The 15,645-nt window shown below is 61.3% G+C and carries 9 protein-coding genes and 1 tRNA gene; 5 read left to right on the top strand and 5 right to left on the bottom strand.

All coding sequences use genetic code 11. The annotated features are described in order from the left end of the window. The first annotated feature begins 61 nt into the window (after window positions 1-61). A complete protein-coding gene (locus HBA49_RS02570; RefSeq protein WP_005525981.1) occupies window positions 62-796 on the top strand; it encodes an SDR family NAD(P)-dependent oxidoreductase in 735 nt (244 codons plus the stop codon). Between the two features lie 6 nt (window positions 797-802). Here HBA49_RS02570 and HBA49_RS02565 read toward each other — a convergent pair whose 3' ends face one another. Continuing rightward, complete coding sequence (locus tag HBA49_RS02565) at window positions 803-1,531, bottom strand: hypothetical protein (protein ID WP_050773708.1); 729 nt, start codon at window positions 1,529-1,531, stop codon at window positions 803-805. Window positions 1,532-1,720: 189 nt separating this feature from the next. Next, window positions 1,721-2,917 (bottom strand): L,D-transpeptidase, encoded by a 1,197-nt coding sequence (locus HBA49_RS02560; protein ID WP_005521398.1) that lies wholly within the window; start codon window positions 2,915-2,917, stop codon window positions 1,721-1,723. A gap of 510 nt (window positions 2,918-3,427) precedes the next feature. On the opposite strand from HBA49_RS02560, the gene HBA49_RS02555 reads away from it, so the two are divergent. After that, a tRNA-Lys gene (locus HBA49_RS02555) sits at window positions 3,428-3,500 on the top strand. 313 nt (window positions 3,501-3,813) lie between these two features. Continuing rightward, window positions 3,814-4,374, top strand: a complete 561-nt coding sequence (locus tag HBA49_RS02550; protein WP_005526099.1) for a nicotinamidase — start codon at window positions 3,814-3,816, stop codon at window positions 4,372-4,374. A gap of 8 nt (window positions 4,375-4,382) precedes the next feature. Here HBA49_RS02550 and HBA49_RS02545 read toward each other — a convergent pair whose 3' ends face one another. After that, window positions 4,383-4,664 carry a DUF3618 domain-containing protein gene (locus HBA49_RS02545; RefSeq protein ID WP_005526023.1) on the bottom strand — a complete coding sequence of 94 codons (282 nt, stop codon included), beginning with the start codon at window positions 4,662-4,664 and terminating at the stop codon, window positions 4,383-4,385. A 93-nt stretch (window positions 4,665-4,757) separates the two neighbouring features. Between HBA49_RS02545 and bcp the strand changes: the two genes are divergently transcribed. Further along, a complete protein-coding gene (gene bcp, locus HBA49_RS02540; protein ID WP_005525913.1) occupies window positions 4,758-5,234 on the top strand; it encodes a thioredoxin-dependent thiol peroxidase in 477 nt (158 codons plus the stop codon). 7 nt (window positions 5,235-5,241) lie between these two features. Beyond that, entirely contained in the window at window positions 5,242-5,898 is a 657-nt protein-coding gene (locus tag HBA49_RS02535; protein ID WP_005521393.1) for a TetR/AcrR family transcriptional regulator, read from the top strand. Here HBA49_RS02535 and acpS read toward each other — a convergent pair. Both acpS and HBA49_RS02525 read right to left on the bottom strand, forming a co-directional pair. Further along, a complete protein-coding gene (gene acpS / locus HBA49_RS02530) occupies window positions 5,895-6,302 on the bottom strand; it encodes a holo-ACP synthase AcpS (protein WP_005525746.1) in 408 nt (135 codons plus the stop codon). The two genes, HBA49_RS02535 and acpS, sit on opposite strands and share 4 nt — an antisense overlap. Window positions 6,303-6,407: 105 nt before the next feature. After that, window positions 6,408-15,506, bottom strand: coding sequence for a type I polyketide synthase (locus tag HBA49_RS02525; RefSeq protein ID WP_040432089.1), 9,099 nt, complete (start codon window positions 15,504-15,506; stop codon window positions 6,408-6,410). Between the last annotated feature and the right edge of the window lie 139 nt (window positions 15,507-15,645).

Genomic DNA, 15,645 nt, shown 5'->3' with positions numbered 1-15,645 from the left:
TGGTATGCGGGCGTGTACACTGGGGTGCCACATCCGAACGAGAGATGAAAGTGTGATTACTATGTCCCTGGTTTTTGTTACTGGTGCAGCAAGTGGCGTGGGGCTGTTGACCGCCCGTGAGCTTATCGACGATGGTCACGATGTAGTGATTCACGCCCGCAACCCGGAGCGGCTCACCGGTGAGGTCACCGAGATTGTCGATAAGGTACGGGGTGTGGTGTACGGCGACCTCGATAATGTCACCGGTGTGGAGACGGTGGCGGCCTCCGCTAACGAATACGGCGCGTTCGATGCGGTGATTCATAATGCCGGTTCGGACAACGAGCAGAAAACCTTTGCGGTGAATGTGGTCGCCCCCTATGTGCTATCGGCCTTGATGACGCGACCAAAGCGGATCGTAACGGTGAGCAGCGTCATGCATGTGAATGGGTCGCCGGAGGCCCTACCGAACGCATTTGCGACCGGTGTTATCGACTACTCGAATTCGAAATTGTTTGTGACTGCACTGATGATGGGGCTTGCTCGGCATTGGCCAGATGTCATGGTGCATAGCGTGCATCCCGGCTGGGTACCGACCCGCATGGGTGGCCCATCGGCCACCGACGACCTGGATTTGAGCTATCGCACCCAAACCTGGTTGGCCACCGCCCCGGAGTCGGATATTATGCCGCGGACCGGGGGTTATTGGTTCCATAAACAGGTGCAAAATCCGCACTCGGCAACGTTGGATCCGGCGTTTCAAGATGAGGTGCTGCATGGACTGAAGGAATACACCGGGGTGGAGTTACCGCTGTAGCATCTGTCACAGGTGTTGGTATTTTCGCCGCCATTTGCGATCGGCCCGCCGCGCCAACCGGTGTTTGTGAGCACGGGTCACGTAGGGGGCGTGGCCGCGCGGCGGGTTGAAGTCGCCGGTTTCATTGCGCTTTAATGCTAATTGCCTGCGGCACTCTTTTTGCAGGTAGGGGTATTCCTCGGCAATCCGATTGAGCGCCTGCCAGAGGATGAACACGTAGAAATCCCGACGCCCTTCGGTGGCGCTGACCAGCTGCTCGTAGTTGGTGCCCATGTGGCGGAGGTAGTTCACCATGAGGCGTTCTTTGGTGTCGGCAGGGCAGTCGCCGAGCAGGCCAACCTGGTATTTTTGGATTTCGGGGCTTTCGTCGGGGTATTCGCGTTCCACATAATGCCAGAGGGCGGCGCGAAGTAATCCGACTTTGGACAGGCCGATAAAGTTGGGGTCGACATAGAATTGCTGCAAGATGTGGGTGAGGGTTTCGCCGTCGCGGTGCAGCCCCCGGCGTCGCCAAGTATCAACCTTGAATTCGAATGAATCTTCGATTTCTTTGACGCGGTCGCGCCGATATAGCACATCGGCCGCCCCACCACTATGGGGCATCACCCTATCGGGGATGGGCAAAAATTTTTCGATAGCAATGCTATCCCAGCCGCGACTGACGCAGATCCACCCGCGAGAAAAATATTGCGGTACGGTTTCTCTAGAAATTTTCGGCGTTGTGTCCTTGCTCATGTTCCACACCTCACTTTTCTCCCCATAGTAGCGTCGTGGCACGAAGCCAGGCCGCCAGTCGCCCCCATTACCCCCTAGCTGCAGATATGCTATTTTGCTGTGGGCTGGGGAATAAGGAAACGGCGCCACCTGATGATGGCGCCGTGTTTTTATGAGCAAGATTGTGGCTCACGTCATGAACGATTTGCTTTAAGGAGCCTCGTTGGCGTTACCCTTCTTCCAGGTTGCCCAGTCCAAGTTCCAGTCACCCAAACCGTCATACACGCTTAGTTGTTCCCCAGCAGTGTTCTTCACGTTAACAATGTCACCGCGCTTCACAAAGTTTTGGAACCATGCTGCGTTTTCTTCGCTGACGTTCACGCAACCATGTGAGGTGTTGGTGTTGCCCTGTGCCCACACCGACCAAGGGGCGGCGTGCACGAAAATGCCGGAGTACGACATTTGGGTAGCATACTGCACCGGGGTGCGGTAACCACCGTTTTCCAGAGACAGACCGTAAGAGGTGGAGTCCATCACGATTGATGGGTAAGAATCACCAATCATGTAAATGCCCTTCGGGGTCGGCCATGCTGGCGAACCCAACGACACCGGCATGGATTTCACTTCCTTACCATCCTCGTACACGGTCATCATCTTGGTGTTGTCATCCACGACGGCTTCCACCTTATTACCAATGGTAAACGAGGCTTTATTGCCGTTAGACGCATATGAGCTATCACCAATTTTGACACCATAAAGATCGGCATCAACCTTCACTTTGGTGCCGGGTTCCCAGAATTTTTCTGGGCGCCACCGAACTTCCTGGTTGGAAATCCAATAGAACGCACCCTCAACCTTGGGCTCGGTTTCGATCTTAATGGCCTTCTCCACAGCCTTGCGGTCACGGACGATGGAATCAAACCGCACCCCGATGGTTTGGGCCACCCCAACAGTGGACCCATCTAGGGGGGAGAGAGAGTTTTCCGCTAAATTATTCGCCTCAATGGTGGAGAACTTTGTCGTGCTCTTTTTGCCATTCTTATCTTCAGCAGTAATGGTGTAATTACGGTTAAAACCTAATTCCTCCGCGGTAGACCAGGACATTTTGTCGTCGGAAAGCTTGCCTTTGACCTCATTGCCATCCTCATTGGTCATAGAGACCTTTTTTAAACCTTTGTCCTGCGATTTTACCTCAACGGTATCCCGTGGAGAAACGCCAGTCGCGCCGTCTTTCACACTAGCCTTAGGGGCATTGACCTTCGGAGCTTCCGAGGCTTTTGCCGCGCTAGACTTGTCGCCCACATCGGTGGCCGACCCCTGCTCAACTGTGCATGCACCCAGCAATAAAGCTGAGCTGCACAGAAACGCCACAATCGTCTTCTTCGCAGACCTGCGCGAGACCTTCATTTTCTTCAGATTTCCTGCCTTCTAGTGACTAAAGCCGAACCGACTAAAAATCAGTTCGGTTTGTGCGTCATATTCTAAACCCAAATTCTAGCCATAACGCGATTTATTAAGGAACTGTTGCCAGATCGTAACCGGAAGCGGACACGTCCACAACAACGGCACAGGTAAACGGGGATTTTTTCAGACTCCCCCACGGGGGTCTGTCTGAGAGAGGAATCCACCCCCATATATTCTGACCACAGGCTCCACCTTAGCATCGCCCTCGGACACAAAACCCTATGATGCGTCACCTTGGCGGACGCAGGCTAACCCCGCTAGCCCCGTTCTCTTTCTCTTTCGGCCATAAACTCGCCACAAACCTATTCCGAACTTACCATGAGACCCCCGTCCAACCCCATTGGGAAATGGATTATGAGCAGGCAATATTCGGCCGGTTTTGCAAAAATTCGAAAGTGCTGTTATTGTTTTCTTCGTTGCCCCGGAGGTTAAAACTTCCAGGTAGTGCAGCAAGCGCCATTAGCTCAATTGGTAGAGCAACTGACTCTTAATCAGTGAGTTCGGGGTTCGAGTCCCTGATGGCGCACAAATTGATTTTTACCCCCGTTAGGTCATGTGGCCAGCGGGGTTTCTTTTTGCCATTATATATTTTCACCCCCGTTTCTGGCAATATACAGGGGTTTATCCCACAGCACTGCTCAGACATAATGGGGGTGGGATAACCGACTGCTACTTCCCCCTTCCCTATCGGACAAGTGCCGAACAAAAACGCGGCATCGTCGTCACCCTAACCGCAAAGGTCACGCACCGTTCTCACCCGGCGCGTGGGCCGACGACGTGCACCTTATGGGATGCCAGGAACTCCTCATGCCCCTAATCGGTGATTGTTATCCTCCACTATGCTGGAGCTCATGCGTGCATTAGTAATTGTTGATGTTCAGAATGATTTTTGTCCCGGCGGCGCCTTGGGGGTTGCCGGCGGAACGGCGGTGGCTGAGGGCATTGCCGAATGGGTGAAGGCGAAGGATTATCCGGTGGTGGTGACGACCCAGGATTGGCATATTGATCCGGGTGCGCATTTTAATGCCGATCCGGATTTTCGGGATTCGTGGCCGGTGCATTGTGTTGCGGGGTCGCCCGGCGCCGAGTTGCATTCGGCGTTGGCGGATGTGCCGGTGACCGCAGCGTTTTTCAAGGGGCAGCATTCGGCCGCATATTCGGGTTTCGAGGGGGCAACCAATGATGGTGTTGGGTTAGCCGACTGGTTGCGGGCGCATGATGTGGACATCATTGATGTGGTGGGGATTGCCACGGATTATTGTGTGCGGGCCACGGTTTTGGATGCGCTGCGTGAGGGTTTTGAGGTGCGGGTGCTCACCGATTTGGTGGCGGCTGTGGCCGACGAGACCGGTGAGGCCGCGCTGCAAGAAATGGTGGGCGCTGGGGCCCAGTTGGCGTAACGGAAGGGTTAACTATCGCGGGCGACAAGTAGTTGGCGGAGTTCTTTGAGCTCTTTACGACGCTTCGCCGAGCGCGCCATGGTCAATACCACGAGGCCAACCACGACGGCGCCCACGCCCGCTACAATTTTTTGGATTTCTGGGTCTTGTAGCTTGGCGACCATCACTGTTTTGACGTCTCCGGCGACGTTGGTGGGCTTGGCGCGATCGATAATTTCGTCTAGCGTTTGGGCCAGATTGCGGCGATTGCGGTCGATATCGCGCTGAATATCATTAATATTGCGTGCCACGGAAAAACTCCCTGTTGGTCATTTGTGTATTTCTTTCTCCTACACCTTAGCCAAAAACTCAGGAAATGTGGACAAACAGGTAGAGTTAGGCGCATGAGTGAAAATATGCGTCTGAAACCTGGCGCTGTTGCCCCGGCGTTTAGCCTCCCGAATGATGCGGGTGAGACCACGTCATTGGCTGATTATGCAGGTGAGCGGGTGATCGTTTATTTTTATCCCAAGGCGAACACTCCCGGCTGCACAAAGGAGGCGTGTGATTTTCGGGATTCGTTGGCACAGTTGAATGGTGCGGGGGTTGCGGTGGTGGGGATTTCGCCGGACTCGCCGGAACGGCTTGCGAAATTTCGGAAGGATCATGGGTTGACGTTCCCATTGCTTTCCGACGTCGACAAGGCGGTGATGCGGTCGTATGGCGCATTTGGGGAGAAAAAGAATTACGGTAAAGTAGTGCAGGGTGTTATCCGGTCCACTTTTGTGGTGGGGGCTGATGGCATGATTGAAAAGGCGCTATATAACGTGCGTGCCACTGGCCATGTGGCGCGGGTATTAAGGGAGCTTGGTTTTAACTAGTCTGGTGATGGGCGGTGATGACTTGGATCTGAATGCGGCGGAGAAGATTCTTCAACCTCGCCGGCGGCCGGCGCAGCAACGATCCCGGGCGAAGTATTCCCGCATACTCGCAGCCGCCCGAAGCGTGCTTGTTGATATGGGGTTTGAGTCGTTTACGTTCGACGAGGTGGCGAAGCGGGCCGAGGTGCCTATTGGCACGTTGTACCAGTTTTTTGCCAATAAGTATGTGCTGATTTGCGAGTTGGATCGGGAGGACACCGCCGACACGGTGGCGGAGTTACAGAGGTTTGCCGACCAGGTTCCGGCCCTGCAATGGCCGGATATTCTTGATGAGTTGATCGACCATTTGGCCGACATGTGGCGGGCGGATCCGTCCCGGCGGGCGGTGTGGCATGCGGTGCAGTCTACCCCGGCGACCCGGGCGACGGCAGCGGCCACGGAGCAGCCGGTGTTGGCGTTGTTAGCGGAGGTGTTGCGGCCATTGGCGCCGAATGCGAGCCGGAATGAGCGGTTGACCATTGCGGGGCTGCTGGTGCACACCATGGTGTCGTTGTTGAATTATTCCGTGCATGATGAGCACATGACGGATCATATGTTTCATGCCACGGTGGATGAGATTAAGCGGATGCTCATCGCCTACCTGTTTGCGGTGGCAACCAGCTAGCCGGGTTGGTTTCCCGTGGGGAGGGTGCAGATGGCGGTGGCGTAGTCACCGTCGTGGCTGATGCTCACCTGGATGTTGGTGTGGCCGCATTGTTGCGCGATGGCCCCGCTTAGGGTGATGATGGTGCGCCCCCACCTATCCGGGGTGACTTGGATTTCCGACCAGTCAACCTGGTCTTCGCCTATGAGGGGTGGTTTGCCGTAGGATTCCTGGCCCCACGCTTTGATGAAGGCTTCTTTGGCCGCCCACCGGCCGGCAAGATGCTCCATCCGGCGGGACCTGGTTGGTTTGGTGGCGGCAACCCGCAGCTCCAGGGGGGTGAAGACTTGTTCGAATCTGCTGCCGGGGATGTCGAGCTGTTCCGCGAATTTGGGGATGTGCACGATGTCGATGCCGATACTCATGGGTTCATTGTGTCATTCTTCGCGCCCGTTGGGGCGTCGTAACGCGATGCGCGGCCGCACCCTCTGCTGCTTCCAGGGGTGCGGCCGCGCACGAATGGCCCTAGCCTAGTCGTCGATGATGGTCAGCACCCCATCCACGAGCCGGGCCTTATCGCTCAACAGCACGGCAGCCTCGCGTTCCTTCGCCGGGGCGCCGGTGGTGCCGCCCAGGTTCCGGTCCTGCGGGCGTTCGTAGAGCGGCAGGCCACCATACATGGCGTCCAGGAGTCGGCGGGTGCCGGCCTGCTGCCGGGTGTGGGCCTGGTCCGCCCACTTGGCTGCGGCGGCCGCACCGCGCTGGGCCCGCACCGCCGCCACGAATGCCGCCGGGTGCACGATCGCCACCAGGGCGGACACATGGCCGAACCCGAGGGAGGTTACGATGCCTGCCTTCGGCGGCCGGGACGTCAAATCCAGGGGCTTGCGCAGCCACACCAGGTATTCGTAGTCGGCCAGCACCGGGTCCACGCAGTCCAATGCCCGGTTCGCCGGCACCTGGCCGGACCGCAGCACCTGCGTCAAACCGATCATTTGGAAGGCGGCGGCACCGCCCTTCGCGTGGCCGGTCAGGGTTTTTTGCGACACCACATACAGCGGGTTGCCCGGGGTCCGGCCGATGGCGGCGGCCAGCCGCTCGTGCAGGTCGGACTCGTTCGGGTCGTTCGCCGTGGTGGACGTGTCGTGCTTCGAAATCACCGCGATGTCATCCACACCAACACCCACCTGGGCGAGTTGTTTCCGCAGCCGAGATTCCGTGCCGCCCCGGCCCGCACCCAGCGCACCCAACCCTGGTGCGGGGATGGAGGTGTGCACGCCATCAGCGAAGGATTCGGCGAACCCGATCACGCCCAGCACCGGCAGGCCCAGGTCGGCGGCCACGGACCCCCGGGCCAGCAGCACCGTGCCACCGCCGGCGGACTCCACGAAGCCACCCCGGCGCCGGTCGTTGGCCCGGCTGAAGTAGCGTTCGTCGATGCCCTTGGCCGCCATTTCGTTCGAATCGGCGGTGGCCGCCATGTCGCCGAAGCCGGTGATGCCTTCGATGGACAGGTCGTCGTAGCCGCCGGCCACCACGAAGTCGGACTTGCCCAGTTTGATCTTGTCCACGCCTTCTTCCACGGACACCGCGGCGGTGGCGCAGGCGGCGACCGGGTGGATCATTTGGCCGTAGCCGCCCACGTAGGATTGCATGACGTGGGCCGCCATGACGTTGGGCAGGGCTTCTTGCAGAATGTCGTTTTGCCGCGGCTCCGCCAGCAGGCCATCAATGTAGAGGGAGCGCATGGATTCCATGCCGCCCAGGCCGGTACCTTGGGTGGAGGACACCCGTGCGGGGTGCACGGCACGGAGCAGTTCCGCGGGGCTGAAGCCGGAGTTGAGGAAGGCTTCGACGGTGGCCACGAGGTTCCAGATGGCGACCCGGTCGAGGTTGTCGATCATGTCGGCGGGGATGCCGTACACGGCGGGGTCGAAGCCTTCGGGGATTTGGCCGCCGACGAAGCGGGACATGGCCATGCGCCGGGGGACGCGCACCGCGGAGCCGGCCTTGCGAGTGACGATCCACTCCCCTGCTTCTTCGTCGAAGCTGGCGGTGGTGGTGTCCGGTTCGGAGTCCACGTAGGTTTTGGCCGTGGCCTTGTCGGCAACGTTGAAGGACAGGTCTTGGTCCAGGTAGATGGTGGTGAGCTCCGGCGCCAGGTTGCCCACCATGCCGAAGTCGTCGTGGTAGCGGCGCACCCCCACGCGGGCGAGCACATCGTCGTGATAGCGGTCGTAAATGTCGGCCTCATCGATGGGTTCGTCGTCGCGGGTGTACCAGCTGTCGGTGTCCCAGTGGATGAGCCCCATGGTCCAGGCGAGTTCGATCACGCCGGCGGCGGTGAGGTCGCCGGTGAGTTCCACGTCGAAGCGGGTGCGGTCGGAGCCCAGCGGCCCAACCTCGCCCACGCCGACAATGACGACCATGTCGTCGAGATCTTGGGTGACTTGCCCGGTGAAGTCGGGGGTGGTTTCCGCAATGGGCCGGTAGGGGGTGGGGAGGGCGGGGATAGTGTCCGGCTGGTCGGCGTCGCCCCCGGTGGTGGGCTGCTGCGCCTTGGCTTGCCGGGCGAGTTCGGACAGGTTGATGTCGCTCTTGCCCAGGCCGCCGGTGGCGTCCACCACGACGGGGTGTTCCGCAGCTTTACGACGCACATCCTCGCTGATTTGTTCGATCAACAGTTCGGCGATTTCATCGGTGGAGTAGGTGGTGACCCCGGCCTTCTCCACGGCTTCAACCAGGGGATCGTTGCCGCCCATGAGGCCGGTGCCCCGCACCCAGCCGATGAGCATGTGCACCAAAGAGGTGTTCGGTTTCCACGTGGTTTCGGCGTTCCACCGGTTGACGAGCGCATCCAGGGACGCCTTGGATTCCCCGTAGGCGCCGTCCCCGCCGAACCGGCCCCGGTTGGGGGAGCCGGGCAGGACCACGTGCAGGCGGGCGCCCACGTGGGTGCTGGTGCCGATGGCGGACAGGCCGGCGATGAGCCGTTCCACGGACCACAGGAGCAGCCGCATTTGCATTTCCGCGGGTGCACCAGCGTCGACGAGGGTCCCGGAGACGCTGGGGGCGGCGAAGGGGAACAGCAGGGTGGGTTTCAGGGCGGGCTTGATGAGTTTCGTCGCCCCGTTCACCGTGGCGGTCTGCTCCGAACCGATCCATTCGATCACATTATCGAGATCGGCGTAGCTGGACAGGTTGGCGGGCACGACCCACAGGGCCGCCTGGCCGCGCGCGGATTCCGCATAGAGTTGCTTGTAGAAGCCCAACCGCGCGTGGCTCAGCGACGATGTGGTGACCACCACCGTTGCCCCGCCCCGCAGCAGCTGCTTGACGACGCTCGCCGCGATCGAGTTCGGGGAGGCGCCGGTCACGACCGCGATATCGTCGGCAAACTCCAGTGGCCGCAGGTCCCGCGCCTGGGCGGCCAGATCGTCCAGGCCGAAGTATTCGGCCTGCCGGGCCACCGCCTCGCCGGCACCGGTGAGGTCCAGGTCGGCGGCATCCAGTTCCCCGAGGGCCACCCGGGACACGTCTTCGCGGGCGGAGGCCCACCGGTCGTCCAGCAGCACGGTTTTACGCGCGTCGAAGCTGGGCGCCACCTGCCGGGGCCAGTCGGACCCCAGTTCCCGGGCCACCAGCTCGTACAGGGCGGCATCCGCGTCGGCATCGTCCAGGTCAACCACGGTGGCCGGCTCCGCCAACCCCAGGTTCGAAAGGATAGTGCGGGCGGTTTGGGCCAGCACACCGGCCTTGCCGGTGACCTGTTCGGCGAATTCCCCAAGGGCGGCGGAGTCTACCACTCCCCCACCGGAACCGCCGGCACCCGGCTTGGCGACGGCCACCCCACGGTCCGCGGCAACCGCCTGCACGGCGGCATCAATGAGCTGGTCCAAATCAGCGACAGTGCCGGGGTTGGCCGGGGCCAGGGTGGCCAGGTCCCCGCCACGCAGGGACGCGCCCTCCCGGGCGCCCATGACCACGGCGGCCACCACATGGTCCGCCCAGCCCTGGCCCAGACCCCAGGTTCCGGTGACGCGTTCGGCCACATAGTTGGGGCGTTTCCCGGTTGGGCCGGTCAGGCGGCGCAGCGCATCCCCCACAGCATCGGACAGGACCGGACCGAAGGCGGTGTAGCCCTTGGCCATGCGGGTGACGGTCTTATACAGGTCGGCGAGTTCCGCATCGGCGGCACCATCAATGGCGCCCAAGCCGAACTCCACACCCAGGTCCAGCAGCAGCTGGTTCCGACGCGACGACACACCTTCGACCAAAGTTTCGATCGAATCGGTAGCGGCCATTTGGTCGGGCCGTACCTTGGTCCACAAGGCGATGAGCATAGCGGTCGCGTCCGAGGGGCTGAACTCGATATCGGCCGGCACCCCAACGGCCGGGGCGGCCGGGGCCAGCTCCGGCTCCGTCACCTTCGCCAACACCGGCGCGGGCACCTCAGTGGCGGGAGCATCAGCCTCGACATCCCGATCCGCATCCGAACCGGCTACAGCGGGCACCTCGCGGTGGAACTCGTCGGTGGCGAACACAATGCCGGCTTCCCGCTCCACGTTGAGAATCTCCAGGTCGGTGCCCCGATACTGCGGCAGGGCCGCGGTTTGCGCCATCATATTGGCCAGGGTTGGGGCGGACCCCACGCCCACCTCCACGAACCAGTGCACACCCAGGCCGCCGTCGGCCTTGGGTCGCAACAGCAAATCCTGGGTTTCAATCCACCGCACCGGGGAGGCAAACTGCCAAGCCAACAACTCCACCAACAAGGTGCGGGCCAACCGGGCCGGCCGGCGCAGCTCCTCATCGAAGTTCTTGAGCACCTTGCGCAGAATGGGCGCATCGACCACATCCAACATGGCCTGCACGAAATCGCGGGTGAGTTCGAACGGTCGGGCCACCAGGTTCGGGATGTAGCGACCCACCAGAATGTCCAAATCCACCTCCGCCGGCAGCAGATCGTCAAGATGCTCACGGAAATTATCCACACCACCCAACAGGTGCGAGGAATGGAACGGCACATCAATGCCCGGAATCAGAATGAACGCCCGCAGGCCAGGAGCCTTGGCCTCACAGTCGGCCTGTAACGCCTTCAGACCCTTCATCGTGCCGGCCACCGCGTACTGCATGCCGGCCAGGTTATAGTTCACAATCTCTAAGAACTCGCCGGATTCCGCCGAAATCGACTGCACGTAATCGAACACGTTATCGGCGTTCAACCCCATCTTGTGGGGTCGCAAAGCGGCCAACCCATAGTTGGAAACGCCGTGCTCGTCTCGCTCCACCAGCCGGTGCATCGTCAAACCACGCTGATACACGATCTCGATCACATTTTCGAGCGACAGCACCGCAGCGTAGGCGGCCAACGCGTTGTACTCGCCCACGGAATGGCCGGCGAAATACGCCCGCTGATTCAACGCATGGGCCTCCCGCATCTGGGCGACCTGCGCCACCCCCAGGCAGGCCATGGCCACCTGGGTGAACTGGGTCAAAAACAGCACACCCTTCGGGTGCGTGAACTTCTCGCCCCGAACCACCACCTCCTGGGGGTTATTCTGCACAATCTCCAGCACGGAAAAGCCCAGCTTATTCCGGGTGTGCCGATCCGCCCGCGCCCACACATCCTTCGCCGCCGGCGACTTCGACCGGGCCTCCATACCCATGCCCTGGGACTGAATCCCCTGACCGGGGAACGCATAGAACATGTCCGGCGCCGCCAACGTTGCAGTAGCAACCAGCACCACCTGACCGTCCACCGTTGCGGTCACCTCCCGCACCTCGCCCCGGCCCGGCCGGGTATCAATGCCGGTGCGCTCCACCACAAACTCCACCTCGGAGCCTGGCAGAATCGGGGCCAACATGGTGGCCGTGTACTCCGCCACCCGATTCGGCACGGTAGTCACGGTCTCATCCGAATAGCCGCCGGCCGCCACCAACTCCGCAACAGCAGACGTCCACATGCCATGCACAATCACACCCGGCAAACCAGCCAGCTTCGCAGCAGTGTTCGACACGTGAATGGGGTTCCGGTCCCCCGAAACCACCGCAAACGGGTGCATAGACTCAGGCGCCGTGACCTTCGCATACGCCCGGAACGACCGGGGCGCCGGCTCATGGGTGGGCAACACCGACGTATTCGTACGAGCAGTCGAATTCCCCCGCCGACCCCGAATCGCCATGCGCTCCGTCAACTTCGCCAACGGCCGACCATCAGCCGAAATCTCCGCCCGAATCACCACAATCCGGCCGATCTCCGTGTCCACAACCTCCTCCGGGCGAGCAGTCACCGACAGATCCACGACCTCCCCAGCAGCCGGGTCCGGCAGGTCGTCGACAAGCGTAATGTGATGCTCCAAATGCACCAACGACAGCATGCCCTCCACCACGGAATCGCCACGCGACCCCGGAATCTTAGCCGCCTGCACCGCCGCGAAAATCGCCGGCCACGCCCGACCCACCAACACATCCGGCGCGGTACCGGCCGGCAGAATCGCCTTCGGCAGATACCCCGCGGTCACATTCTTATAATCTGCAATATCGTTCGCATCCAACGTGGTCTCCCACGTCACCACCCCATCATGCTCAACCCCCAGGCTGCCGCCCGCCGCGATCCGCGTCAAATCCCGCATGGCGGACTCAGCATCCCGATCAATCACCTGCGGCACCACATTCCGCGGCGCCATAATCGGTGTAGTAAACCGGATAGCAAGATTCGCCGTGGTACCAAACGCCGTGGAACCAGCCAAGGGCACGGTCAACACCGACTGCTCCCCATTGCTGGCCACCAACGTCGCCCCGGTCGGCGGATGATACGCCGACGTGTACTCCTCGGGATCCTCCCGCAGCTCCCACGCATCCACATCACCCAGCCGGGCAATCACCGACGGTTGATGCCGGCCCGCCCAATACGTGCCGCTCGCCGCCAACACCATCGGCACCGGATCCGGGAAGGCCTCCGCCAACTCCACCCCACGCTCGAACAAAAGATCGATCGCAGCATCATTAAACCGGGCCAACAACTCCTCGACCGGCTCATTAACCCGCGTAATCCCCGCAACCGCGGAAATACCAGGAATAATCGCCACCTGATCCGCGTCATACCGCTCATCCTGCGACTGCCACAACGAATCCGACCGCCACCAACGACGCACATCCTGATCAATCACCGGCACAAAATTCACCGGCTTCCCCGGAGTTTTCGCCAACTCCAAGAACCAGGCAGCATCCGACGGATGCACCAAATCCGTTGCCCGCGGATACAACTTACCCAGCCGAGCCACAACAGCCGCCGGGTCATCCGTCATCGACACCGTGGGCGCCACCGACGGCACAAACTCACCATGATCCTGATCCACCAGCCGCGCCTCGGCCCGGCGCACCATCTGCACAAACCGCTCAAACCACGACGGATCCGTCCACTTCCCCCGATACGGACCGGAAAGCTCCACATACCGCCCCAGCCACTCCAGGTAGCTCATCTGTTCGACATCGCCGAAGTAGGGCTTGGCGGTCTTTGCGATGGCCGCAATGATCTCCTCCCGGCGCGCAGCCACGGCCTCCGCATCACCGGCCACCTCATCAAGGAGCCGGCCGGCCCGGGCAAACGAGTTATCGATCTCGTGAATGTCCGCACCCAGCTGGGACCGGCCGGAAGCCATGCCGCCGTCGGCATGCCCGGCACCAACCCAACCACTGATCCCCTTGGTCTCTACCAGTAGTCGCTTCACCGACGGGGAGGTCTTGGCCTCCCGGGTGGCCATGGCGGCAGTACCGATGAGAATGCCATCGACCGGCATCGCCGGCAGGTCATACTTCAGCGACCAGTCGCCGGTGAGATAGTGGGCGGCCTGCTGCGGGGTGCCGATGCCGCCGCCCACGCACAGCACCACATTGGCGCAGGACCGGATCGACTCATAGGTGGCGATCAGCAGCTCGTCGAGGTCCGCCCACGAGTGGTGTCCGCCGGCCTTACCGCCCTCCACCTGCATGATGATGGGAATGTCGGGCACGTCCTTGGCCACGGACAGCACCTTGGCGACTTGCCGGACCGCGCCGGGTTTGAAGGCGATCCATGGGAAGCCGCCGTCGCGGAGTTCCCGGATGAGGGTGATGGCGTCGTCGTGGTCGGGCATGCCGGCGCTGATGACGATGCCGTCGATGGGGGCACCGTTGTCTCGGGCCTTCGGCACGAGGCGTTTCCCACCGATCTGCATCTTCCACAGGTAGGGGTCGAGGAACATGGAGTTGAATTCCGCGTTGACGCCCTCGTCGAGCAGCCCGGTGAGTTTTTCGATATTGGCTTCGAGGAGTTCGGGGGTGACCTGCCCGCCGCCGGCGAGTTCGGCCCAGTGGCCGGCGTTTGCCGCCGCGGCCACGATTTCGGGGTCGACGGTGGTGGGGGTCATGCCGGCCAGCATCATGGGGGTACGGCCGGTCAGTTCGGTGAATTTGGTCACCAGGCGGGGGCCGCGGGGGCTGTCGGCAAGGGTGGGGGCGTAGTCACTGTAGGGTCGCGGCAGTTCCGGGGCCTGGTCAGCGTCGAAAAGCAGGGCCTGACCGTCGGGGTTGGCCACGGGCAGGGTGGCGGCCCCGGAGCCGGCAAGGATTTCTTCGGTGAGGAAGGTCACACCGGTATCGGGGCCGACGTCGAGAAGCCAGCGGGCACCGGCGGCCACGGCGTCGCGCACTTGTTCGACCCAGTCAACGGGCGTGACCATGACCTTGGTGGCAACTTCCCGGGCCAGTTCCTGGTTTAGTCCGGCCTCGGTGGCCCACAGCACTACTTGGTCCACGGCGGGGATCATGGCGGGGTGGTGGAATCCTACCTGCACGTCCAGGGGGGCAATGTTTGGGTTGAAGGGGGCGCCGCCGCGGAGTTTGTTTTCTACGGCTTTGGCATCCTTGGCAGCCTGGTGGCGAAGCAGGTCGAGGATCTTACGGTTGTCTTCGGGACGACCGACCAGCACATAGGTGGTGCGGGCGTTGCGGAGCCCGATGGTGGGTCGAATGCTTTCATCGAGGTCGCCGCAGGCCGTGTCGATGGCCTGTTGCAGCTGCTCCCGGGTGATATTTCCGATGGCGACCATGGGGCCGGCGTCGCCCTGGGCGACCAGCCCGGTCACGCGGGCCTGGCGGGTGACAGCGGCGCCAACAAGCTGGGCGATGGCGAGCACTTCGGCCGCGCGGGTGAGGTCTTGGCAGGCGAAAACCCCCAGTATGCCCTGGGAATGCCCCAGGGAGGTGACGGCAGCGTCGACGTCGAGGCCTTGGGATTCCAGCACGTCGAGCACCGCCAGTTGGGAGACGAAGATGCCGGGGACGCTTATTGCGGCCTGGGTGGCGTCGAAGGAGATTTCTTTGGTGCTGCTGGCCCACCCGATAGGGTCGAAGCCAACGGTCCGGGTGCCAGCGATCTGGTCAACTACGGGTGCGATGAGTTCGTTCGCTTGTTCTACTAGTGGTGCGACGGTGCGGCTGGCACCTTGGTTAACCGCGGTTTTTAATGTGGTTAACCAGTCGAAACCTTGGCCGGAAAATACCAACGCGAAAGGCTCCTGGGCAAATCGGGCCACTAGGCGGTCGGAACCCGCACGTAGTCCCACGTTGATGCTGTGATCGGTCACGAGGAAATCTCCTGAATAGTCGGTAATATTTTTCATGGCATAACAAAGCCAGGACAAACTAATTTGCCCAACAAATATGCCACAAACATGAGGAAAGTGTCATCTTTTGCTTGTTTTACGATCTTAAACAAGTCGCGTC

It is taken from the genome of Corynebacterium matruchotii (assembly GCF_011612265.2).
Classification (GTDB): Bacteria; Actinomycetota; Actinomycetes; order Mycobacteriales; family Mycobacteriaceae; genus Corynebacterium; species Corynebacterium matruchotii.
The sequence above is the reverse complement of the archived record's forward strand: the minus strand, read 5'-3'. Positions and strand labels throughout refer to the sequence as shown.